Source organism: Mesorhizobium sp. P2_H9 (assembly GCF_056403215.1).
Map to the genome: position 1 here is coordinate 85,578 of NZ_JBFUFX010000012.1, position 23,095 is coordinate 108,672.

The 23,095-nt window shown below is 63.1% G+C and carries 21 protein-coding genes; 14 read left to right on the forward strand and 7 right to left on the reverse strand.

Annotated features, from left to right (window positions below; translation table 11 throughout):
* Positions 1-95: 95 nt before the first annotated feature.
* The 5 genes from AC1DXN_RS22715 to AC1DXN_RS22735 form a co-directional block, all read right to left on the reverse strand.
* On the reverse strand, positions 96-1,064 hold the full coding sequence (locus AC1DXN_RS22715; RefSeq protein ID WP_477248677.1) for an ABC transporter permease: 969 nt from the start codon (positions 1,062-1,064) through the stop codon (positions 96-98).
* Positions 1,061-2,614 carry a sugar ABC transporter ATP-binding protein gene (locus AC1DXN_RS22720; protein ID WP_477271243.1) on the reverse strand — a complete coding sequence of 518 codons (1,554 nt, stop codon included), beginning with the start codon at positions 2,612-2,614 and terminating at the stop codon, positions 1,061-1,063. The genes AC1DXN_RS22715 and AC1DXN_RS22720 overlap by 4 nt, the downstream gene beginning before the upstream one ends.
* A gap of 149 nt (positions 2,615-2,763) precedes the next feature.
* A complete protein-coding gene (locus tag AC1DXN_RS22725) occupies positions 2,764-3,759 on the reverse strand; it encodes a substrate-binding domain-containing protein (RefSeq protein WP_477248679.1) in 996 nt (331 codons plus the stop codon).
* Between the two features lie 293 nt (positions 3,760-4,052).
* A complete protein-coding gene (locus tag AC1DXN_RS22730; protein ID WP_477271245.1) occupies positions 4,053-5,051 on the reverse strand; it encodes an aldo/keto reductase in 999 nt (332 codons plus the stop codon).
* Between the two features lie 60 nt (positions 5,052-5,111).
* Positions 5,112-6,617, reverse strand: a complete 1,506-nt coding sequence (locus AC1DXN_RS22735; protein WP_477271247.1) for a UxaA family hydrolase — start codon at positions 6,615-6,617, stop codon at positions 5,112-5,114.
* Here AC1DXN_RS22735 and AC1DXN_RS22740 point away from each other — a divergent pair.
* The 7 genes from AC1DXN_RS22740 to gndA all read left to right on the forward strand — a co-directional run bounded on the left by AC1DXN_RS22740 (position 6,598) and on the right by gndA (position 12,806).
* Positions 6,598-6,831 (forward strand): hypothetical protein, encoded by a 234-nt coding sequence (locus AC1DXN_RS22740; RefSeq protein ID WP_477271249.1) that lies wholly within the window; start codon positions 6,598-6,600, stop codon positions 6,829-6,831. The two genes, AC1DXN_RS22735 and AC1DXN_RS22740, sit on opposite strands and share 20 nt — an antisense overlap.
* 62 nt (positions 6,832-6,893) lie before the next feature.
* A complete protein-coding gene (locus tag AC1DXN_RS22745; protein ID WP_477271251.1) occupies positions 6,894-7,820 on the forward strand; it encodes a GntR family transcriptional regulator in 927 nt (308 codons plus the stop codon).
* 92 nt (positions 7,821-7,912) lie between these two features.
* The gene (locus AC1DXN_RS22750) at positions 7,913-8,269 is read left to right on the forward strand and encodes a DUF2946 family protein (protein WP_477271501.1); all 357 of its coding nucleotides are present in this window, start codon (positions 7,913-7,915) and stop codon (positions 8,267-8,269) included.
* 102 nt (positions 8,270-8,371) lie between these two features.
* Complete coding sequence (locus tag AC1DXN_RS22755) at positions 8,372-8,890, forward strand: copper chaperone PCu(A)C (RefSeq protein ID WP_477271253.1); 519 nt, start codon at positions 8,372-8,374, stop codon at positions 8,888-8,890.
* Positions 8,891-8,930: 40 nt separating this feature from the next.
* On the forward strand, positions 8,931-9,449 hold the full coding sequence (locus AC1DXN_RS22760) for a YcnI family copper-binding membrane protein (protein WP_477271255.1): 519 nt from the start codon (positions 8,931-8,933) through the stop codon (positions 9,447-9,449).
* A 53-nt stretch (positions 9,450-9,502) separates the two neighbouring features.
* On the forward strand, positions 9,503-11,143 hold the full coding sequence (locus AC1DXN_RS22765) for a copper resistance CopC/CopD family protein (RefSeq protein WP_477271257.1): 1,641 nt from the start codon (positions 9,503-9,505) through the stop codon (positions 11,141-11,143).
* Positions 11,144-11,378: 235 nt separating this feature from the next.
* Positions 11,379-12,806 carry an NADP-dependent phosphogluconate dehydrogenase gene (gene gndA / locus AC1DXN_RS22770; protein ID WP_477271259.1) on the forward strand — a complete coding sequence of 476 codons (1,428 nt, stop codon included), beginning with the start codon at positions 11,379-11,381 and terminating at the stop codon, positions 12,804-12,806.
* 10 nt (positions 12,807-12,816) lie between these two features.
* On the opposite strand, the gene AC1DXN_RS22775 is transcribed toward gndA, so the two are convergent.
* Positions 12,817-13,869 carry a LacI family transcriptional regulator gene (locus AC1DXN_RS22775; protein WP_477248689.1) on the reverse strand — a complete coding sequence of 351 codons (1,053 nt, stop codon included), beginning with the start codon at positions 13,867-13,869 and terminating at the stop codon, positions 12,817-12,819.
* 409 nt (positions 13,870-14,278) lie between these two features.
* On the opposite strand from AC1DXN_RS22775, the gene AC1DXN_RS22780 reads away from it, so the two are divergent.
* The 7 genes from AC1DXN_RS22780 to mgrA all read left to right on the forward strand — a co-directional run bounded on the left by AC1DXN_RS22780 (position 14,279) and on the right by mgrA (position 21,768).
* Positions 14,279-15,535: an ABC transporter substrate-binding protein gene (locus tag AC1DXN_RS22780; RefSeq protein ID WP_477271261.1), complete on the forward strand. Its 1,257-nt coding sequence runs from the start codon at positions 14,279-14,281 to the stop codon at positions 15,533-15,535.
* 177 nt (positions 15,536-15,712) lie between these two features.
* Positions 15,713-16,603 (forward strand): carbohydrate ABC transporter permease, encoded by an 891-nt coding sequence (locus tag AC1DXN_RS22785; protein ID WP_477271263.1) that lies wholly within the window; start codon positions 15,713-15,715, stop codon positions 16,601-16,603.
* A complete protein-coding gene (locus AC1DXN_RS22790; RefSeq protein WP_477421666.1) occupies positions 16,573-17,535 on the forward strand; it encodes a carbohydrate ABC transporter permease in 963 nt (320 codons plus the stop codon). Before AC1DXN_RS22785 ends, AC1DXN_RS22790 begins: the two co-directional genes overlap by 31 nt.
* 5 nt (positions 17,536-17,540) lie before the next feature.
* Complete coding sequence (locus tag AC1DXN_RS22795; protein ID WP_477271265.1) at positions 17,541-18,641, forward strand: ABC transporter ATP-binding protein; 1,101 nt, start codon at positions 17,541-17,543, stop codon at positions 18,639-18,641.
* A 38-nt stretch (positions 18,642-18,679) separates the two neighbouring features.
* Complete coding sequence (locus AC1DXN_RS22800) at positions 18,680-19,426, forward strand: sugar phosphate isomerase/epimerase family protein (RefSeq protein ID WP_477271267.1); 747 nt, start codon at positions 18,680-18,682, stop codon at positions 19,424-19,426.
* Positions 19,427-19,437: 11 nt separating this feature from the next.
* Entirely contained in the window at positions 19,438-20,580 is a 1,143-nt protein-coding gene (locus AC1DXN_RS22805) for a Gfo/Idh/MocA family protein (protein ID WP_477271269.1), read from the forward strand.
* A gap of 141 nt (positions 20,581-20,721) precedes the next feature.
* Positions 20,722-21,768: an L-glyceraldehyde 3-phosphate reductase gene (gene mgrA, locus AC1DXN_RS22810; RefSeq protein ID WP_477271271.1), complete on the forward strand. Its 1,047-nt coding sequence runs from the start codon at positions 20,722-20,724 to the stop codon at positions 21,766-21,768.
* A gap of 80 nt (positions 21,769-21,848) precedes the next feature.
* Here mgrA and AC1DXN_RS22815 read toward each other — a convergent pair whose 3' ends face one another.
* On the reverse strand, positions 21,849-22,937 hold the full coding sequence (locus tag AC1DXN_RS22815) for a S1 family serine peptidase (protein ID WP_477271273.1): 1,089 nt from the start codon (positions 22,935-22,937) through the stop codon (positions 21,849-21,851).
* Between the last annotated feature and the right edge of the window lie 158 nt (positions 22,938-23,095).

A 23,095-nucleotide genomic window follows, 5' to 3' on the forward strand; every position in this document is an offset into this window, starting at 1 on the left:
CGCAATTCCTAGGGAGAACCGCTTCTCACTTTTCCTAGAACTGATGAAATCGCCGGCCTTCGGCCAGGCCGGGCCGGCGATCAATTTCGGTGGGACTATTTGCCGCCGCGGCGGCGCAGGCCGTCGAAGTAGACGATGACAATGATCAGCACGCCGGTGATGATGCGCTGCCAGAAGGCGTTGACGTTCAAGAGGTTGGCGCCGTTGTTGATGGTGGCTAGGATGAAGGCGCCAAGCAGCGGCCCGTGCACGGAGCCGACGGCGCCGAACAGCGAGGTGCCGCCGATCACCGAGGAGGCGATCGCCTGCAGTTCCCAGCCCTCGGCCTGGGTCGGGTTGCCGATACCAATGCGCGAGGCCAGCAGCACGCCGACAAAGGCGGCGCAGAGGCCCGACAGCGTGTAGGCCATGTAGATCGTGCGCTGGACATTGACGCCCGACAGACGCGAGGCCTCGGCGTTGGAACCGACCGAAAAGAGATAGCGGCCCCAGCGGCTGTGGTGGAGGAAGATATAGGCCGGGATGCCGACCATGATCACCATCCAGAACAGATTGGGGACACCGAGGAAGGAGTTGCGCGAGAACTCCTGGAAGGCGTCGTTGTTGATCGAGATCGAGTTGCCGTTGGTCATCAACAGGCCGATGCCGCGCAATGAGGTGAGCGTCGCCAGCGTGATGATGAAGGGCGGCAGTCCCATCTTGACGATGCCGAAGCCGTGGAACAGGCCGATGCCGACGCCGACCAGCAAGGTGATGAGAATGGCGAGGATGACCGGCACGCCGGCATTGATCAGCATGGCGGCGATGACGGTTGCAAAGCCGACCACGGCGCCAACGGACAGGTCGATGCCGCCGGTGATGATGACGAAGGTCTGACCCACCGCAAGGATGGCGATCATCGAGCCCTGGCGCAGAAGGTTCGAGATGTTGTTGCCCGAGGCAAAGCTCTGCGTCGACACCGACAGTATGACCCACAACAGGACCAGCAGCGCCAGCAGCGTCAGCCCGAACAGGGCATTGTAATTGCGTTTCGGTTTTTCGACGGCTGCTGCTTCCGTGCTCATGTCTGTCCTCCCAGCTTTTCTTGTTTCTCGGCGAGCGCCTGCGTGAGAATTTCTTCGTGGTCGGCGGTGCGGAACCCGTGCGTGGCGACCAGCTTGCCACGCCGGAAGACGTGCAGCGTGTCGGAGAGTTCATAGACCTCCGGCAAATAGGACGAGATCAGGATGATGCCGGCACCCCTGGACAACAGTGCACCGAACAGGCGGTAAATCTCCGCCTTGGTGCCGACATCGACGCCGACCGTCGGCTCGTCGAAGATGAACAGCTTGGCGCCGTGCGCCAGCCATTTGCCGATGACGATCTTCTGCTGGTTGCCGCCGGATAGGCTGGAGGCGAGCGCGCTGCGCGTCGGCGTCTTGATCCTGAGATCGGCAATCTGGCGATCGGCCTCGGCCTTCTCCTTCGCGCCGGAGATCAGCATGTTCTTGGAGATGCGTTTGTAGATCGGCAGATTGAGGTTGAGGCCGACAGGCAAATTGAGGCAAAGGCCCTGATCGCGGCGGCTTTCCGGCGCCAGTGCCATGCCAAGCCTGATCGCATCGTGCTCGGAGTTGACCTGGACCGGCTTGCCTTCCCACAGGATCTGGCCGGCCGACTTGCGATGACGGCCGTAGAGCGTGGTGACGAACTCGCTGCGGCCGGCGCCGATCAGGCCGTAGAGGCCGACGATCTCGCCGGCCCGAACCGACATGGAAACGTCTTCAAAACCCTTGCCCGACAGGTTCCGGGCTTCGACGATCATCGCGCCCGGAGTGAAATGCTCCTTGTGGTAGACCTGCTCGATCGAGCGGTTGATCATCATCTTGACCAGTTCGGCATCGTTGGTCTCGCTGATGTTCCTTGTGCCGACCAGCGTGCCGTCGCGCAGCACAGAGACGCGGTCGGCGAGCTCGAACACCTCTTCCATGCGGTGGCTGATGTAGATGATGGTGACGCCTTCGCCCTTCAGCCGGCGGATCAGCGTGAACAGCTGGTCAGCCTCCTTGCGAGTGAGATAGGCGGTCGGTTCGTCGAAGATCAGGAATTTGGTGCCGCGCACGGTGGCGCGGGCGGCGGCGATCAGCTGCTGCTGGCCGATGGTGAGGTCGCCGAGGGTGACATGCGCCGGCAGGTCGAAGCCGAGACCGTCGATGATCTTCTGGGCTTCCCTGACCATGGCGCGCTGCTGCAGGATGCCGTAGCGCGAGTCCTCCTCGCCGAGGAACATGTTGGCGGCAACGGTGAGATGGCGGCACAACACCACTTCCTGGTGCACCGCATTGATGCCGAGCGCCATCGCTTCGTGCGGTGTCGCCAGAGCTGCCGGCTTGCCTTCCCAGATGACGTCGCCGGAGGTGCGCGGCATGACGCCGGTCAGAAGCTTGATCAAAGTCGATTTGCCGGCGCCGTTCTCGCCGACGATGGCGTGGATTTCGCCAGCCTTGAAGGCGAGGTGGACCGGCTTCAGCGCATGCGTGCCGGGATAGCGCTTTTCCAGCCCATGCAGTTCGAGAATCGTCCTGCCGGGTTCCAGCGTTGGGTGCGGGTGCAGTTCCTGCGCCGTCGACGTCATGACAATCCTCCCAGATCGGCCTTGCAATTGGCACTTGGCGATGCGGCTCCGCCGCATCGCCAAGGTAATTCAAACCGGCGGATATCCAAGCGGGCATTGGATGTTTCCGGGGCGTTGAGGCCCCGGAAACAGTGCGCCTATGCCGATGCCTAGTCGAGCTTCGGGTTGAGCAGCGCGTCGATCTTCGGCTCTTTCATATTGGCCTTGGTGACCAGATTGGCGCCGGTGTCGACATTGGCTTCGACCTTTTCGCCCTTGGAGGCGGCGAGAGCGGTCTTGATGCCGTCATAGCCCATCCGGTAGGGGTCCTGGACGACGAGGCCGGAGATGACGCCGTCATTGAGGAACTTGATCAGCTTCTCGTCGCTGTCGAAGCCGATCAGCCCGACCTTACCGGCAAGGTTGTTCTCGGCGATCGCCTGGCCGACGCCCTGCGCCATGATCAGGTTGGACGCGAAGATGCCCTTGAGGTCCGGATTGGCGGTGATCAGGTCGGTGGCGATGTTGAGGCCGGTGGTGGCCTGGCCGTCGGCATACTTGTCGGCGACCAGTTCAAGGCCTGGATATTTGGCCTTGAGCTGTTCCTTGAAGCCCTGCGCGCGCTGCTCGAGCGAGCCGGCGCCGGGCAGTGCGGTGATCAGCGCAACCTTGCCCTCGACCTTGCCACCATTGGCGGCGCCGATGGCAGCGGCAAGACCGTCAGCGGCGACGCGGCCGCCCTGGACGTTGTCGGTGGTCAGGAACGAGGTGAAGGCCTTGGAGTCGGCGCCGGAGTCGATGCCAATGACCTTGACCTTGGTGGCGGCCTCGTCGATCGGCTTGCCGAGCGCCTTGGCCTCGGTCGGGGCGATGACGACGGCAGCCGGATTGCCGGCAACGGCGTTCTCGAGGATCGAGATCTGGCCGTTGACGTCCGTCTCAGCCTGGGCGCCGAGTTCCGGCACGTTGACGCCGAGGTCCTTGCCGGCCTTGCGGGCGCCGGCCAGAACGATCTGCCAGTAGAAGGACGTGGTGTCCTTGACGATGATCGGAATGGTCACGTCCGCCGCCGAAGCCGGCGCCGAATGCATCACGCCGGCAAGCATCGAGGCGGCTGCGAGTGCCACAAAGGCGCGGCGGTTGAGAATGCTGGTTACGAATTTCATGCGGATTCCTCCCTAGGACGCCCGGTGAAGGTTACGGAAGCTCCATTCGGATAGGCGGGGCCCAAACAGAACTTTATCAATAAAAAACATTTACCAGATTTTGATAGTGCATCGGTTCGGTCGATGCAAGCGGTGTTTGGTGCCGTTGCGTGAGGTCCTGAGATAAGCAGGCCTCCCGGCCGATGCCCAATGTCACGTTCCGATGCTTCCGATCTCCTCCGAGCAATATGGAACAATAATTCCATTATCATGTCAACATGGAATGTTTATTCTCTCTTGATTGACCTCGAGCGTCAGCCAAGTTTCTGCACGATCGTATAGGGCACGTATCGGGCGAATTCCGTTTCCGGCACCTCGATGCCGAGCAGTTCGAGGTTGCGCGTCAGATTGGCCGGTTTGGCCGTGCCGGTCAGCACGCTGGCCACCACGGGTTCGTGCAACGGAAACTGGAACGCGGCCGCCGCCAGGGGATAGCCGCCTTTGGCGGCGATCTTTTCCATCGCATCGACACGGTCGAGAATGTCCGTTGTGGCCGGAGCATAGTCGAAATGCGCACCCGGCACCGGGCCGGTCGCCAGGATGCCGGAGTTGAAGACGCCGCCGATGATCAGCGAGGTCTGCTGTTTGCGGCAAAGCGGCAGCAGTTCGGCTTCGGCCGAGCGGTCGAGCAACGAGTAGCGGCTGGCCAGCAGGATGCAGTCGAGCGGCGCCTGTTGCAGCACATCAAGACAGATCTGCACCTCGTTGACGCCGAGACCATAGGCAGAAATGACGCCGGACGATTTCAGCTCCTCCAGCGCCTTCAGCCCACCCTCCATAAATTGGCGGAAGTGCAGCTTGGTCTTCTCGACGCCGTGCGTGTAGGTGCCGATGTCGTGCACAAACAGGATGTCTATCCTGTTTAGGCCGAGCCGCGCATAGGAGAACTCGACCGAGCGCATGATGCCATCATAGGAATAGTCGTAGTCGAGCGCGAAAGGCAGCGGATCTACATAGGAGTGATCGGGGACCTGGTCTTCCGGCACCGGTCGAAACAGCCGCCCGACCTTGGTAGACAGCACGTAGGACGAGCGCGGCTTGTCGCGCAGGAAATCGCCGACGCGCCGTTCCGAAAGGCCGAAGCCGTAGAAGGGCGCGGTGTCAAAATAGCGCAGCCCGGCGTCCCAGGCGACCTGCAGCGTGTCCATCGCTGCCTCGCGCGGACAGGCCCGGTAGAGGCCGCCAAGTGCCGCGCCGCCGAAGCTCACCTCGGTGACCTCAAGGGCAGTTGTACCGATGCGGCGTTTCTTCATGCAAACCCTCCCCTGCCGGCTGTCTGCCGGTTCGCAATTGTCCTGGTCAGTACTGTTGGCCTAGAGGGTCGCTCCGAGGTGCCAGGGCACGAACTCGTTGTCGCCGTAGCCGAACGCCTCGCTCTTGGTCTTGCGGCCCGAAGCCGTCTCGACGATCAGTTCGAAGATCTCGCGGCCCATGCCGGCGATGGTCTTCTCACCGGAGGCGATGACGCCGCAGTTGACGTCCATGTCCTCTTCCATCGCGTGATACATGGTCGAGTTGCTGGCGACCTTGATCGACGGCGTCGGTCGGCAGCCGAAGCAGGAGCCGCGACCCGTGGTGAAGACGATGACGTTGGCGCCGCCGGCAACCTGACCGGTGGCCGAGACCGGGTCGTAGCCGGGCGTATCCATGAACACGAGACCGTGGCCGGTGACCTTCTCGGCATAGCCGAAGACACCGTTGAGCGGCGTCTGGCCACCCTTGGCCACCGCGCCCAAAGACTTCTCGAGAATCGTGGTCAGGCCGCCACGCTTGTTGCCGGGCGACGGGTTGTTGTCGATCGAGGCGCCATGCTTGGCGACATGCTCTTCCCACCACTTCACGAAGCCATCGAGCTTGGCGGCGATCTCCGGGGTTGCGGCGCGATAGGCGAGCAGATGCTCGGCGCCGTAGATTTCTGTCGTCTCGGAGAGGATGCCGATGCCGCCGACGCCGGCGAGGATGTCGACAGCGGCGCCCAGCGCCGGGTTGGCTGTGATGCCGGACATGCCGTCGGAGCCGCCGCATTGCAGGCCGACGACGATCTCGCTGACCGGGATCGGCTCACGCTCGAGCTTGCCGACCTCCTCGGCGATTTCGGCCAGCACCAGCATCGCCTTCTCGACCGATTTGCGCGAGCCGCCGGCGTCCTGGATGTTGAAATGACGTTTTCCCGCGGCGACACCCTTCTGGCCGTAAAGGGTAAGCTGGTTGACCTCGCAGCCGAGCCCGACCATCAGCACGCCGCCGAAATTCGGATGACGGGCATAGCCGGCCAGCGTGCGGTGCAGCACCATCATGCCGTCGCCGGTGCCGCTCATGCCGCAGCCCTGGCCATGGACGATCGGCACGAAGCCGTCGATCCCCGGATATTTCGGCAGCAGCTCGCGGTTGGCCTGGTCGGCGATGGCGTGGCAAACGGTGGCCGAGCAATTGACGCTGGCAACGATGCCGATGAAGTTGCGGGTGCCGGCACGGCCGTCGGCGCGACGGTAGCCCATGAACGTGCGGGCGCGGTCCGCCTCCGTCTCGTGCACGGCCTCGCTCGGCGGCACCACCGGCAAACGCCCGGCTTCAAAGACCAGATTGTGCGAATGAACATGCTCGCCCGGTGCGATGTCCTGCGTGGCGCGACCGATCGCCTGCGCGTATTTCACCACCGCCTGACCGGCAGCAATCGGCTTGATCGCCACCTTGTGGCCGGGCTCGATCAGCGCGGTGGCGACAGCGCCGCCGGGCAGTACCGTGCCGATCTCGATACGGCCATTGGCGACCGCGACATTGTCGGCGGGAGACAGAAGAATGCTGTTTGACGCGTTCACGGGCAGTTTCCTGGGTGTTCCTGGGATGCGCGAGCCGATTGACACGCGCCTGTTAACAGATAATGTCTTTTATCGTGAAAAAACATTTTTACGTCAATTGTTTTTTCGCTGGGGTGTCGCGCGTTCCTTGGGCGCAAACGGCGCTGCAACTGCCGCTGGAATCGCGCATGATGCTTTTTCGAAAGCGATTCCGATTTTCGGGGTCATGCGCTAGGAAATATCTGTCATATCGCGCTTCAAGCTGGCCGCAAGCGCCGGCGCGCAACGGGGCAGGGGATGTCGAAGAGCAACAACGTCTACAAGGACGCCTACAACCGCTGCCTGCGGCTGCTCGATGAAACGAAGAGCCTGCCGTCGGAACCGGAGCTAGGCACGCTGCTTGGGGTCAGCCGCACGACCGTCCGCACCATCCTGGCGCGCATGGAAGAGACCGGGCTGATCGCCTGGAACAAGCGCGCCAAGACGGTTTTGCGCGAGCCGCTGCCGGACGACTTTTTCCCCGAGGAAGAAACCGACACGCTGGCGCAGATCATCGAGCGCTCGTTCATGCGGCGGCTGCTGGCCGGCGGCGCCGAGGCCGGCATGCAGATCAACGAGCTCGAACTGGCGCGCGAGATCGGCGTCGGCACCACCAGCGTGCGCGAGTTCCTGATCCGTTTTTCCCGCTTCGGCCTGATCGAGAAGCGGCGCAACAGCCACTGGGTGCTGAAGGGCTTTACCCGCGCTTTCGCGCTGGAGCTGACCGAAATCCGCGAGATGTTCGAACTGCGCTCGGCCGCCGCCTTTGCCGCGTTGCCGGAAGACAGCCCGGTCTGGGCCGACCTCGACCGGCTTGAAGACGAGCATCGGCTGCTGGCGCGCGAGATCGCCACCCGCTTCAACGAATTCTCGGAGTTGGACGAGCGCTTTCACCGGCTGATCCACCGCGCATCGCTCAACCGCTTCATCGTCGATTTCTACGATGTGATCGCGATGATCTTCCACTACCATTATCAGTGGAACAAGGCGCAGGAGCGCGAGCGCAACGAAGTGGCTGTCGCCGAGCACCTGGCCTATATCGCGGCGCTGAAATCGCGCGATCTCGGCAAGGTCGACGCTGCCTGCCGCAAACACCTGAAATCGGCGCGCCACACGCTGCTGACCTCGATCCCCGAAGCCGGCAGCCGCAGCGCTTCTGATCGCGCTGCGTTGCCGCAGCTGTGATTTGGCGATTTTCCGGCCGTTGATCGCGTGCTAGGTATCTGCGCTGTTGCGTGGAGAGGCCGTTTTTGAAGATCCGGCGGAGACGATGGGGCATACCGGTCGCATTCGCCGCGGCCTATCTGCTGCTGCTCCAGTCGATGTTTGGCGCCTTCGCCTTCGGCGCCGGCCCGGATGCTTCGCAAATCGATGCCTTCGGCAACGTCATCTGCACCCATGAGGGTGCGGCCCAGATTCCCGGTGGCGACCCGCACCAGCAGCACATGCCGGCGTGCTGCATGCTTGGCTGCAGCAAGGTGTCGGCTGCCCACGCGCCGCCGCCCGCTGCCGGTACAGTGTCCGCCAGCCTTTCCTTCGAAGCCGTCGCCTTTGTGCTGCCGGCATTCCGGCATCTCGACTTTGCCCGCGACCGCTCTCCGTCGAACCCGCGCGCACCGCCGGCGACGGCCTGAACCGTTCGCCTCGCGGAACCTTTCGCGGGCACATTCATCCAACATCAGAATTGTTCGCGACCGGCAACGGCGCGATCTCCTAATTCAATTCATGGAGCCATCATGTCTCATTCATTCCACGCGCGGTTGCTACGCAGCTTCGAAGCGCGCCTCGGCATTGTCGGTTTCGTTCTCGCCCTGTTGTTCGCCAGCGCCCAATCCGCCTTCGCGCATGAGTTCAAGGTCGGCGATATCGAGATCGGGCATCCCTGGTCGCGCGCGACGCCGGCGGGTGCCAAAGTGGCCGGCGGCTATTTGACCATCACCAACACCGGCAGTTCGCCGGACCGTCTGCTATCGATCTCGTCGGACATTTCGGCCAAGGCCGAACTGCATGAGATGGGCGTGAAGGACGGTGTCATGACCATGCGGCCGGTCACCGGTGGGCTTGAAATTCCAGCCGGCGGCAAGGTCACCCTGGGGCCGGGCAGCTATCATGTGATGTTCATGGATTTGAAGCAGCCGCCCAGGGAAGGCGAGATGTTTGCCGCGACGCTGACCTTCGAGAAGGCCGGGACGGTGACGGTCAAATTCGCCGTGCAAGCCATCGGCAGCCCGGCGCCGCAAGAAGACAACGACTGACCAAATCATTTTGCCAATCAAGTTTTCAAGTGAGACCATCATGAACAGGTATCTTTTGTCTGCCTCTGCGTTTCTCTTTCTGGGCACGGGCGCGGCCTTTGCTCACATCACGCTCGAAACCCAGGAGGCGCCGGTCGACTCGACCTTCAAGGCAATCCTGCGCGTGCCGCATGGCTGCGACGGTAAGGCAACGACCGCCGTGCGCGTGCAGATCCCGGAAGGGGTGATTGGGGTGAAGCCGATGCCCAAGCCCGGCTGGACGCTTCAGACCAAGAAGGGCAAGTACGACAAGTCCTACCAGCTTTACGGCCAGGCGGTGACCGATGGCGTCAAGGAAGTCGACTGGAGCGGCGGCAGCCTGCCGGACGAATTCTACGACGAGTTCGTCTTCCGCGGCACGCTGGCGGCCGACTTGCCGGCCGGGCAAAAACTCTATTTTCCAGTGGTGCAGGAATGCGACGGCGCCACCACGCGTTGGATAGAGATTCCAGCGGCTGGTCAGGATGAGGATGCGCTGGAAGATCCGGCGCCCGGCCTCAAGCTGCTGCCGAAGAAGTGATGCACTGGCGGCGCGCTGTTTCGAAGCGGCGCCCCGCCGTTTTGGTGGATGGCATGAACGTAGCCTATTTCCAGCGGATGGAACTGACAGCCGGCAGATGCGTCAGCCGGCTGGCTTTCGGCTTGCTCGCGGCGCTCGTGCTGTTGGCCGCCATTGCTTTGCCGGATCGTGCTTTCGCCCATGCGGCGCTGATCAAGGCCGATCCGGCTGACGGCGCGGTGCTGGCACAGAGCCCAACGCAGTTCTCGCTGACCTTCAGCGAGCCGGTGTCGCCGCTGGTGCTGACCTTGATCCGGCCTGACGGCACAGCGGTTCCGCTGACAACCTTCCGCCTCAGCGACCAGACCGTCGCCATCGACAATCCGCAGGTGCTGAAGTCCGGCACGCATGTGCTGAGCTGGCGGGTGATTTCCGCCGACGGCCATCCGGTCGGCGGCTCGCTACTGTTTTCCCTCGGCGCACCCAGCGAAGCGCCGCCTGTCGCCGAGCCCATCGACTGGGGGCTGAGGGCGGCAATCTGGATCGGCAAGGTTTTTCTCTACATAGGTCTGTTCCTCGGCGTCGGTGGCGCCTTTGCGCTGGCCTGGCTGGCGCAAGGCGGGCGCTCCGGGCAGCGTTTTGTCATCGCTGCAATCCTGTGCGGGCTTGTCGCAGCGCCGCTGTCGCTTGGTTTGCAAGGACTGGATGCGCTCGGCGCGCCGCTCGTCCGGCTTATGCAGCCGATCATCTGGCAGACCGCGCTCGCCACCAGTTTTGGCTGGACGGTGCTGATCGCATTGATGGCGCTCGGGCTCGGCCTGCTGTCGCTGGTCGTGCCGCGCGCCGATGCAAAACTGTTTGCCCTTGCCGGACTGGCCTGTGTCGGTGCCGCCCTTGCCGCCAGCGGCCATGCCAGTGCCGCCGAACCGCAATGGCTGACCAGGCCGATGGTGGCTTTGCACGGCGCCGGCATCGCTTTCTGGGCCGGAGCGCTGCTGCCGCTCGGTCTTGCGCTGCGGCAGCAGCCGGCCGCGGCCGGGCCGTTCCTGCGCGGGTTCTCGCGCGCGATTCCCTATGTCGTGGCGGTGCTTGCGGCAGCCGGCATCGTGCTAGCCGTCATCCAGGTGCAGACGCCAGCGGCGTTGGTCGATACCGCCTATGGGGAGTTGCTGCTGATCAAGCTGGCGCTGCTGCTTTTTCTGTTCACGCTCGCCGCCGTCAACCGCTGGCGGCTTACCGCACCGGCCGAAGCGGGGGAGACGGAAGTCCAGCGAAGGCTGGTCCGTTCGATCTGCATCGAGGTGCTGATCGTGCTGGCCATCTTCGGCGTTGCCGCCGGCTGGCGCTTCACGCCGCCGCCGCGCGCGCTGGCAATCGCCGCGGCACAGCCAGCGTCGATCCACATCCATACGCTGCAGGCGATGGCCGACCTCGATATCACCCCCGGCCATACCGGGCCGGTCACCGCTTCGATCGTCATCATGACCGGCGATTTCGGCCCGCTCGACGCCAAGCAGGTGACTTTGGTGCTGTCAAAGCCCGATTCTGGCATCGAGCCGCTGAAGCGCGCGGCGACCAAACCCGGCGACGGCACCTGGCGGGTCGACAATCTCGTCATTCCGCTTCCCGGCCGCTGGACGGCACGGCTCGATATCCTCGTCTCGGACTTCGACATGGTGAAGATCGAGGCGCCGATCGACATCCGCGCCGAGTGATATTCAGGCGATGCCGGCCTGCGAACGGCAGTCTTCTGCGCTTCCGGTGCTCGCGTACCCAAAAGTACGCTCCGCTCCGGTTCTCGAAGACCACCATTCTCGGCTCGGCCTGACCTGAATCCCACACGCCGTGGCCGCAACACAATTCGGCGAGGCGGTTGACGCGGCGCGAAAGGCCCGTCAATCATCCCGGCAAAACGCGGCCTCAACAAAATCCGAAAACAGGGAAGAAACGATGGAAAAAGCCGAAATCGGCCTGATCGGCCTTGGCACGATGGGCTCCAACCTGGCGCTCAACATTGCCGAGCACGGGCACCGCATCGCCGTCTTCAACCGCACCAGGGCGCGCACCGACGCCTTTGTCGAGAATGCCGGCGCGCTGAAGAACATGGTTGTGCCTTGCTACAGCCTGGAGGAACTCGCCGCCGCCATCCGGCCGCCGCGGCCGATCATCATCATGGTGCTGGCCGGCAAGCCGGTCGACGAGCAGATCGCGGCTTTGCGCGGCGTGCTGTCGGCCAATGACATCGTCATCGACGCCGGCAACGCCAATTTCCGCGATACGATGCGGCGTTTTTCCGAACTGTCCGGCTCCGGCCTCACCTTCATCGGCATGGGCGTGTCCGGCGGCGAGGAAGGTGCGCGCCACGGGCCGTCGATCATGGTCGGCGGCACCGAAGACTCCTGGAAGCGCGTTGAAAGCGTCCTGACTGCGATCTCGGCAAAATTCAAGGACGAGCCTTGTGCTGCCTGGCTCGGCACCGACGGCGCCGGGCATTTCGTCAAGACCATCCACAACGGCATCGAATATGCCGACATGCAGATGATTGCCGAGATCTACGGCATCCTGCGCGACGGCCTCGGCATGGGGCCGAAGGAGATCGGCAACGTGTTTTCCGATTGGAACAAGGGCCGGCTCAACTCTTACCTGATCGAGATCACCGCCAAGGTGCTGGCCGCCGACGATCCGAAGACGGGCAAGCCGGTGGTCGACATCATCGTCGACCGCGCCGGCCAGAAGGGCACCGGCAAATGGTCGGTCATCGAGGCGCAGCAGCTCGGCATTCCGGCCACCGCGATCGAAGCGGCGGTTGCCGCACGCGTGCTGTCGTCGATCAAGGACGAGCGGCTGGCCGCCGAAAAGGCCTATGGCAGCAGCGGCGTGACGAAGATCTCCGGAGACAAGGCAGCGCTGCTCAAGGACCTCGAGCTGGCGCTGTTTGCCGGCAAGATCGCCGCCTATGCGCAAGGCTTTGCGGTGATGAGTGGCGCGTCGAAGGAATTCAGCTGGAACCTGCCGATGCCGACCATCGCCAAGATCTGGCGAGCCGGCTGCATCATCCGCTCGCAAATGCTGGACACCATGGCGGACGCCTTCAGCACGGGCGGCGCTGCCACCAATCTCTTGATGGCGCCGGCCTTTATCGCGTTGATGCAGGAGGCGCATCCGTCGCTGCGGCGCATCGTGGCAAGGGCTTCGGAGGCCGGCGCGCCGGTGCCGGCGCTGTCATCGGCGCTCGCCTATTTCGACAGCTATCGCCAGGGCCGCGGCACCTCGAACCTGATCCAGGCGCAACGCGATTTCTTCGGTGCGCATGGTTTTGAGCGTATCGATGGTCCAGGCGCGTTCCACGGCCCGTGGGGAAGTGGAGCTGCCGGCTGACGAGCGCCTCCTAATCGACGGAACGGCTGGAGGCCAGAACCTCGCTCGGCACGCTCAGGCTTTGCAAGGCGCCAGGTTCGGCACCGCCGATCCAGCCCAGCACGGAGCGGGCGAGTTCGGCGCCGGCCAGGCGAAAGTTCTCGTTGACGACCAGCAATTCCGGGCGGAACAGGTGCAGCAGGTCCGACGACTGCTTGGACACCACGTCGACGTCGCGGCCGAGCTTGAGGCCGGCATCCTCGATGCCGGCGACGATGGCCAGCGTCGCGGCGGCAGCGCTGCTGACGAAACCGTCCGGTCTGATATCGCGACGCATGATTTGGGCGGTCCTCATTCTGATCTGCTCGATCGAATGGTCGATTGAAACGGTGTTGAAGGCGATTTCGCTGGCGCCGACCTCGCTCAGCGCATCGGTAAAGCCGTTCAGCGTATGACCGTGGTAGGTCAGCCCAACCGGCGGTGCCAGCAAAGCCAGCCTGCGGCGGCCGATGCCCGCGAGATGGCGCACCGCCTCGGCCGCGAAAGCGTAATTGTCGAAGTCGTGATAGGGGTGGTTCAACCCCATGTCGGTGCGGCCGTGCGTGGCGAAGGGAACGCCGCGTTCCAGCAGGTAGCGGGCTCTCGGATCGTTCGGCTGCGTGCGCGAAATGATGATGCCGTCGGCGGAACCGGTTTCCACCAGGTAGCGTATGGGATCCAGCGGATCCTGCGAGCGCGAATAGGGCGTGACGATCAGGTGGTAGGGCGTGTCGGCGATGACTTCCGAGACGCCATAGATGATATCGGAGACAAAGCTCATGATCTCCCGCTCGGTGTTGAGCACGAGACTGATGACATTGGTCTTGCCGGTCCGCAGGCGCACACCGGCACGGTTCGGTCGGTAGCCGATCTGCCTGGCGACGAGCTGGACGCGCCGCCTGGTCTCGGCGCCGATCTCGGGTGCGTCCTTGAGCGCGCGCGACACTGTTGTGACGCCCAGCCCGGTCATGAAGGCAAGCGTCTTCAACGTCGGCCGCTCTTGCGCCGACGCCTCGTCGTCCTTGCCTGTCTGATCCCTGTCCATCATCCCGCCCCGTCAGGCGCATAGCAGTCGCCGGGGATGCCGGCAATCACCGGCATCGCGGCGCATTACCACTCTCCGCACGATGGGAGCCTCAATATACTGAAACGTTACAGGTTGCCACTGTCGTTGCTCCAAAGCGATGTCAGGGGCCTCGAAGGCGCTGTGGAAAAGCCGCTGAAAAGCAGCGGAGGCGACGTCTCTACCGGCCTTTTGTCAACTTTCATGCATTGCAGCATGGGTTTTTTGCAGTGCAGTTGCGCATATTGCGATGCAGCAAGGCTCAGCGAGGTCGAGCGAATTTGTTCGCGACTCGAAAAAATATCAAACTGCCTTTGTCCGAGGGGTTGCACACCCGGCGCAATTGCCGTATCGAAAATCTGTAACGTTTCAGATTCTGGGAGGAACCGAAATGCGATATCAAACTATGACTGCTGCGCTGGCAGCGACAGTTGCGCTGCAGTTCGCCGGTCCGGCGGCCGCGACCGATCTGGAAGTGATTCACTGGTGGACGTCGAAGGGCGAGTCGGCGGCGGTCTCGCAGTTCGCAAAGGCCTTCGACAATGATGGCAAGGGCGACCACTGGGTGGACAGCGCCATCGCTCTCGGCGAAACCGCCCGCTCGACCGTCATGCAGCGCGTGCTCGGCAACGATCCGCCCGGTGCGGCTCAGTTCAATCCCGGTCGGCAGTACGAGGAACTGATTTCGGGCGGCAAGCTGCTCGACCTCACGGACGTCGCCACCGCCGGCAAGTGGGCTGATATCATTCGCCCGAAGGCGATCGGCAGCGCCTGCCTCGTTGACGGCCACTGGTGGTGCGTTCCGGTCAACATTCATTCGAACTACTGGGCCTGGTACTCCAAGCCGGTGTTCGAGAAAGCGGGCGTGCCAGAGCCGAAGAGCATGGCCGATTTCATCGCGGCCGCGCCGAAGATCAAGGAGGCGGGCTTCATTCCCTTCGCCATTGGCGGCGACGGAAACGGCTGGCAGATCCAGTTGCTCTTCCAGGACATGGTTACCGAGGCTCTCGGTGTCGCCAAGCGCGACGAGATGTATACCAAGAAGAGCGCCGAAATTGCCGGCGGACCCGAGATGAAGGGCGTCTTCACGCAGTTGAGGGCTCTGAAGCAGTTCACCGACAACGGCTATGCCAACCGCAACTGGAACGACACCACCAATCTGGTCATCACCGGCAAGGCCGGACTTCAGGTGATGGGTGACTGGGCGCGCGGTGAGTTCGCGGCCGCCGGCATGACCGGGGTCAAGGATTTCGGCTGCATGATCGGCCTGAACGAGGCCAAGCCGGTGGTCAGCACCGACGGCGACATCATCCTGTTCTTCAAGCAGGGCAATGCGGATGTCGAGGCAGCGCAGAAGCGTCTTGCAGCACTCCTCATCAGCCCGGAGGTTCAGGTCGCCTTCAACAACGCCAAGGGTTCCATGCCCGTGCGGGCCGATGTCGACATGTCGACGGCCGACCCGTGCATGCAGAAGTCCCTGAAGGCAGTGGAAGACCCGGCCAACATCGTCACTGCGACGAACCGGTTCATCACCGAGAACACCAACCAGCAGATCAATGAGCTCGTCGCGCAGTACTTCGCGGATGACACCATGACGGCTGAAGACGCCACTGCGAAGTTCGCTACCATCATCGGCAGTTCCGACTAGGAGCCCGATCAATATCCCGAGGCGCCGCCTTTGCGGCGCCTCGCTCGCGCCCCCGACCCGAGAGGCCTTCTTTCGGCGACGGGCTGACGATCTCAGGACGGGAAGCTGCGGCGGTCCGGAGCCGGTGGTTCGGATAACGCTGACTTTCGTGTCGGTGGAAGCGAAGAAAGACGGACGATGCAGAAGAGCTGGAGGCACAGATTTCACCTGCCCGCCGTCATCGGGACGATCCCGATGATCCTCGTTGCGGTCGGCGTGTTCGTGATCGGCATCGGCTTCTCGGTGCTATGGTCCTTCACCAGTTCCAAGCTCTTTCCCACCTACGATTTCGTCGGCCTGGCGCAGTACAGGCGCCTTTGGGCCGACAACCGCTGGCTCGTCTCGGTCAACAACATCTGGTTCTTCGGCCTGATGTCCATCACCTGCAACATGGTGTTCGGCTACCTGCTCGCCGTTTTCATGGACCAGCGCATCCGCCAGGAGGACCTGTTCCGCTCGATCTTCCTCTATCCGTTCGCCATGTCGCTGATCGTCACCGGACTGGTGTGGCAATGGGTACTCGACCCCAACCTCGGCTTGCAGGAGGCGCTCCGCAACTGGGGCTGGTCAAGCTTCAGCTTCGCGCCGCTGGTCAATGCCGAGACCGCGATATACGCGCTGGTCGTGGCGGGCATCTGGCAGGGTTCGGGCGTGACGATGGCAATCCTGCTTGCCGGCCTGCGCGGCGTTGACGAGGAGATCTGGAAAGCGGCGAAGGTCGACGGCATCCCGACGTGGCGCACGCACCTTTCCATCGTGGCGCCGATGATGAAGGGTGCCTTCGCCACCGCCTTCGTTCTCCAGTGTGTTAGCGTGGTGCGCGTCTACGATTTGGTGATCGCCATGACCGGCGGCGGTCCTGGCATCGCCACGTCCATGCCGGCAGTCTACGTCATCCAGCTCATCACAGTGCGCCAGAACGTCGGCCAAGGCATGGCTGCGGCAACGACGATGCTGCTGCCGGTCCTGATCGTGCTGGCTTTCGGCGGAATTCTCCTATGGCGGCGAAATCGGGAAGTGCGCATATGACCGCCGGCCAGATCACTGCAGGTCAACCTGTCCTGGAAGCGCCGGATCAGGCTGGCGTGGGGGCCTCCGGGCCGAAACCGCGACGGATATCGGCCGGCCGCATCGGCATCTATGTTTTCCTGGTCGTTGCGGCTCTCTTCTTCCTCATCCCGGTCTACATCATGATCGTCACCTCGCTGAAGGGGATGCCGGAGATCAGGCTCGGACATCTTTTCAACCTTCCGGCCGAGCCGACCTTTCAGTCCTGGGCCGACGCCTGGCTGCATGCCTGCACCGGCCGCGACTGCAACGGCCTCAGCCCAGGCTTCTACAATTCGGTGAAGATCACCCTGCCCAGCGTGGCCATCTCGATCGTCTGCGCGTCGATCAACGGTTACGCGCTGACCTTCTGGCCATACAAGGGCGCCAACTTTCTCTTCGGCTTGCTCGTGTTTGGCGCCTTCGTGCCCTATCAGGTCGTGATCTATCCCTTGATCATCGGACTGAGCTCGGTCGGGCTGTTCGCGTCGCTGCCCGGTATCATCATCGTGCACACGATCTTCGGCATGCCCATCCTGACGCTGCTGTTCCGCAATTTCTACGCGGCAATACCGGTCGAGCTGTTCAAGGCGGCGCGCGTCGACGGGGCGGGTTTCTGGCGCATCTTTTTCTTCATCATGCTGCCGATGTCGGTGCCGATCACGGTCGTCGCCGTCATCCTGCAAGTGACCGGCATCTGGAACGACTTCCTGTTCGGCGTCGTGTTTGCCGGGCGGTCCAACTGGCCGATGACGGTGCAGCTCAACAACATCGTCAACACCACCACCGGCGTGAGGGAGTACAATGTCAACATGGCGGCAACCATCCTGACGGCGGCGGTGCCTCTGATCATCTACTTCGTCTCCGGACGATGGTTCGTGCGCGGCATCGCCGCTGGCGCGGTGAAAGGCTAGTGGATATGGCGCAGAACGGTACCAGCGTTTCGATCGAGGATCTGTCGCTGAATTTCGGCGCGGTGACGGTGCTGCAGGCGCTCAATCTCGATGTCGCCGAAGGCGAGTTCATCGTGCTGCTCGGCCCGTCGGGCTGCGGCAAGTCGACCTTGCTCAACTGCATTGCCGGCCTGCTCGACATTTCGGAAGGCCGCATCTTCATCAAGGGCAAGAACGTCACCTGGGAGGAGCCCAAGGACCGTGGCATCGGCATGGTGTTCCAGTCCTATGCGCTCTATCCGCAGATGACGGTGGAGAAGAACCTGTCCTTCGGGCTGCGGGTTGCCGGCACGCCCAAGGACGAGATTGCCAAACGCATCGCGCGGGCCGCCGAAATCCTGCAGATCGAGCCGCTGCTGCAGCGCAAGCCGGCCGCCCTTTCCGGCGGCCAGCGCCAGCGCGTGGCGATCGGGCGGGCGCTGGTGCGCGATGTCGATGTCTTCCTGTTCGACGAACCGCTGTCCAATCTCGACGCCAAACTTCGTGCCGAACTGCGCGTCGAAATAAAGCTGCTGCATCGCAAGCTGCAGAACACCATGATCTACGTCACCCACGACCAGATCGAGGCGATGACGCTGGCCGACCGGATCGCGGTCATGCGCGGCGGCGTCATCCAGCAGCTCGACGCGCCGCAAACCATCTACAACCGTCCCGTCAACCGCTTCGTCGCCGGCTTTCTGGGCTCGCCGGCGATGAATTTCCTCGACGGGCAGTTGGAGGCCGGCGCCAGCCCGGTGTTCAAGGCCGGCGACGTTTCGGTGCCGCTCGACCATTACATTTTTGACGACAGCGTCGGCATTCGCACCGGGCCATGCGTGTTCGGCATCAGGCCCGAACACATCGCCTTTGGCGAACCGGCGAGGTCGATGCCCTTCTCCACCGACGCGGCTGTCGAGATCGTCGAACCGATGGGCTCGGACACGCTGGTGTGGACCAAGCTCGGCGGCCATAATTTTTCCTTCCGCGTCGAGGCGGAGCGGATGCTGCGCAACGGTGAGCCGATCCGGATCGGCTTCGATCCGGCTCGCGCCTCGCTGTTCGACGCCGCGACCGGCAACCGTATTTAACACCCAAGACCCCATCCCCCAAGAAACGGACAGAGACGATGAACTGGTCATTCCAACTTTACAGCGCCCGCAATTTCCAGCCTTGGGAAGGCGTGCTCAAGACGCTGGGCGAGCTCGGCTACACGCAGGTCGAGGGGTTCGGCGGCGTCTATGACGACCCGAAGGCGTTCCGCGCCGAACTCGACAAGAACGGGCTCGCCATGCCGACCGGGCATTTTTCGATCGATGCGCTCGAAAAGGACTTTGACGGCGTGCGCAAGATTGCCGACGCGCTCGGCGTCACGCTGCTGATCTGTCCTTTTTTGATGCCCGACCAGCGGCCGGCCGATGCTGCCGGCTGGCGCGGTTTTGGCGAACGTCTGGCCAAGGTGGGCGAGACCGCAAAAAAAGCCGGCTACGGCTTTGCCTGGCACAACCATGATTTCGAGTTCAAGAAACTCGCCGACGGCTCGGTGCCGCAGGACCATATCCTGTCTTCCGCGCCCGATATCGGCTGGGAGATGGATGTGGCCTGGGTGGTGCGCGGCGGCGTCGATCCGCTGCCGTGGATCGAAAAGCATGGCAAGCGCATCAGCGCCGTCCACGTCAAGGACATTGCCAAGCCGGGCGAGGGGCTGGATGAGGACGGCTGGTCGGATGTCGGCCATGGCACGATCGACTGGGCCGGCCTGATCAAGGCGCTGCGCGCCAAGAGCGCTGCCAAATATTATGTCATGGAACAGGACAATCCCAACGACATCGAGCGTTTCGCCCGCCGTTCGATCGCTGCCGCCAAGACCTACTAGGAGCAATCAGCATGGCAAAGAAACTTGGTATAGGCGTCATCGGCTGCGGCAACATCTCGAAGGCGTATTTCTCGCTGGCGCCGCTGTTTCGCGGCATTGAGATGCGCGCCTGCGCCGACATCAACATGGATGCGGCGAAGGCACGGGCGAAGGAATTCAAGCTGCGCGCCGAGACCGTCGAAGGACTGCTCAAGGCCGACGATATCGACATCATCGTCAACCTGACCATTCCGGCGGTGCACTACGAGGTGTCGAAGCAGATCCTCGACGCCGGCAAGCACGTCTATTCGGAAAAGCCGTTCGTGCTGTCGGTCAAGGAAGGGCTCGACCTGAAGGCGCGGGCGGAAAAAAAGGGGCTGCGCGTCGGCTCGGCCCCCGACACTTTCCTCGGCGGCGCGCATCAACTGGTCCGCGACCTGATCGACACCGGCAAGCTCGGCAAGATCACCAGCGGCACCTGCTACGTGATGAGCCATGGCATGGAACACTGGCACCCCAATCCGGATTTCTTCTTCCAGCCGGGGGCCGGGCCGGTGCTCGATGTCGGACCCTACTACATCACCAATCTGATCCAACTGATCGGACCGGTGAAGCAGGTTGCAGCCTTCGCTTCGATCCCGGCCAAGGAACGGACGATCTCGTCCAAACCGCGCGCGGGTGAAAAAATCCCTGTGGACACACCGACCACCATCCACGGCGTCATGGAATTCGAAAACGGCGCCGTGGTGACGCTCAATGCCAGCTGGGACGTCTGGGCCCATGGCCACGCGCCAATGGAGCTCTATGGCGAGGCGGGCACGGTGTTCGTTCCCGATCCGAATTTCTTCGGTGGCGAGGTGCGCTTCACCGAGGCCGCCAAGCCGGTCAAGAAACTGCCGAAATGGAAGCATCCGTTTGGTGTGCCCAATGAGATGCATGGACAAGGCATGATGGCCAACTACCGCACATCAGGTCTCGCCGATATGGCGCAGGCGATCGCCGAGGGCCGGCCGCATCGCTGTTCGATGGAGCTGGCGCTGCATGCCGTTGAGGTGATGACCGGCCTGTTGCGCTCAGGCGAGACGGGCAAGTTCGTAGCCATGCAGACCACCTGCGAGCGGCCGGCCGCCCTTGGCGTCAAGGATGCTGAAGGGCTGCTGGCGAAGAAAAAGTAGCCGCGGCGATTATCGATAATTTTTGACGATACCCCTCTCCCCGTTCTGTTGGGGAGAGGGTAAAGGGTGAGGGGCAGGGTCGACTCGCCGCACTGTCGCGGTGACAGTTGTCGGCCCGTTTCGATTTCTAGAGGAATCCCCATGCCCTACATCCCCGCCGAAAACCGCTACGAGAAAATGATCTACAATCGCTGTGGGCGCTCCGGCCTGAAGCTGCCGGCGATCTCGCTCGGGCTCTGGCACAATTTCGGCGACGACACGCCGCACAAGACCAAGCAGGCGATCGCACGCAAGGCCTTCGATCTCGGCATCACCCACTTCGACCTCGCCAACAATTACGGTCCGCCGCCCGGCTCGTCGGAGACGGCGTTCGGCGAGATCCTGCGCACGGACTTTGCCGGCTATCGCGACGAGCTGATCATCTCGACCAAGGCCGGCTACGAAATGTGGGCCGGACCCTATGGCGAATGGGGCAGCCGCAAATATGTGCTGGCCAGCCTCGACCAGAGCCTGAAGCGGATGGGGCTCGACTATGTCGATATCTTCTATTCGCACCGCTTTGATCCCGATACGCCGCTGGAAGAAACGATGGCCGCGCTCGACCATGCGGTGCGCTCGGGCAAGGCGCTCTATGCCGGCATCTCGTCCTACAATTCGCAGCGCACGCGCGAGGCCGCCGACATCCTGAAGCAGCTCGGCACGCCTTGCGTCATCCACCAGCCGAGCTATTCGATGCTCAACCGCTGGGTCGAGGAAGACGGACTGCTCGATACGCTGGAAGGGCTCGGCGTCGGCTCGATCGTGTTCTCGCCGCTGGCGCAAGGCATGCTGACCGACAAATATCTCGGCGGCATCCCGCAAGGTAGCCGCGCCAGCCAGGGCAAGTCGTTGCGTCCCGCCTTCATCAACGACAAGACCATCGCCAACATCCAGGCGCTTAACGCGATTGCCGGCAAGCGCGGCCAGACGCTGGCGCAGATGGCGCTGGCCTGGGTGCTGCGCAAGGGCCGGGTGACCTCGGCGCTGATCGGCGCCAGCCGCCCCGAACAGGTCGAGGATTGTGTAGGGGCGCTGAAGGCGCGCGAGTTCAGCGATGCCGAGCTCGCCGAGATCGACACTTACGCGCGCGAGTCCGACATCAATCTGTGGGCGGCTTCGGCGGAGCGCAAAGGTCCGCCGAGGAAGTAAGCGAAACAGCAGCCGGCAAATTATGGTCAATGCGACGGCGGGTTTTCCCGCCGTCTGCGTTTCAGGCCTTTGCCCTATTCTCAGGGCTTCTTGGCGGTGCCGAGGCCGGGCTTGGGCGCTGCGGGTGGCGGAGCCGGCGTCTTCATTTTTTCCTCGATCCAGCCGGTGTAGTTGGCCAGCCGCGTGTAGATGCCGTAGGCGTTCTTGTGGCCGCAGGCGGCGGTGCCGTCCGACGGACCTTCGCCCCAGCTGACGATGCCAACCTGAACCGGGCCGTCGGCGCCGGTGACGAACAGCGGCCCGCCGCTGTCGCCGTTGCAGGCATCGCGCTCGCCGCTGGCTGTGCCGGCGCAGATCATGTTGTTGGTCAACGGATCGGACATGTCGGCAGCAATGGCGTTGGCGGCGGCGTCGACGCCCTTTTCCGAATAGCGCATGCGATGGGAGAGATCGTCGAGTGCCGCCTTCAAGTCACGCGCATAGATGTCCTTGATGCCGCTGTTGCAGACGGCATTCGGCTCGAGATCGAGATCGGCCACCATCAGTGCCGTGGGGAACGTTCCGTCCTGCATCTTGCCCCAGCCGATGACCGTCGTCTTGCCGGTGTCGGGCGTGGCGTCATGGGTGATCTTGATGGTCGGCGCGTCGGCCGGTTCGGCCAGCCGCAGCAGGCCAAGGTCGTTGTCCAACGTCTGCTCGCTGTAGCCCTCGTTGACGATGACCTCCGCCACCTTGTAGCGCTTGCCCTCGGTCAGATCGGTGGCGCCGGTCAGTACGGTGACCACATCCGGCGAGATCGGCCGGCCCTTGTCGTTGAGGCAGTGGGCCGCCGTTAGCACCCATTGCGGCGCGATCAGGCTGCCGCCGCAGAACTGCGCGTTCGGCTGCGAGGCGGGGCTCGGGTCCAGCCTGTCGGTGGTCAGCAGCGCCACCTGGAACGGATAGGCGCCTTTCTCGGCCTGATTGCCGCCATAGACGCGGTCGGCGCCATCGGGGTTCTCAGCCAGGGCCTTTGCCCTGGCGTCCGCCACGCGTTTCATCGGCGAGACCGCCGCTTCCGGCCTGACGGCGTCGTCGGCCGCACGGGTTGCGTTGACGACCGGAAAGATGGCCGCGACGCCAAGCAACATTGCTGCTGCGATCGGCCTGGACCGATGGACTATTTTCACCTGGACCTCCTGAGACGAACGTTCCCGAACAAGCCAGCCCGGCACATGATCGGCTGAGGTGGACCGGCGGCCGAACCATGCACCAAAACAGATCGGTGCGCGAACGGTCATAAAACCGACTGCCACTTTTGCTAATCGTGCCCGCGAGCAGAACCCGC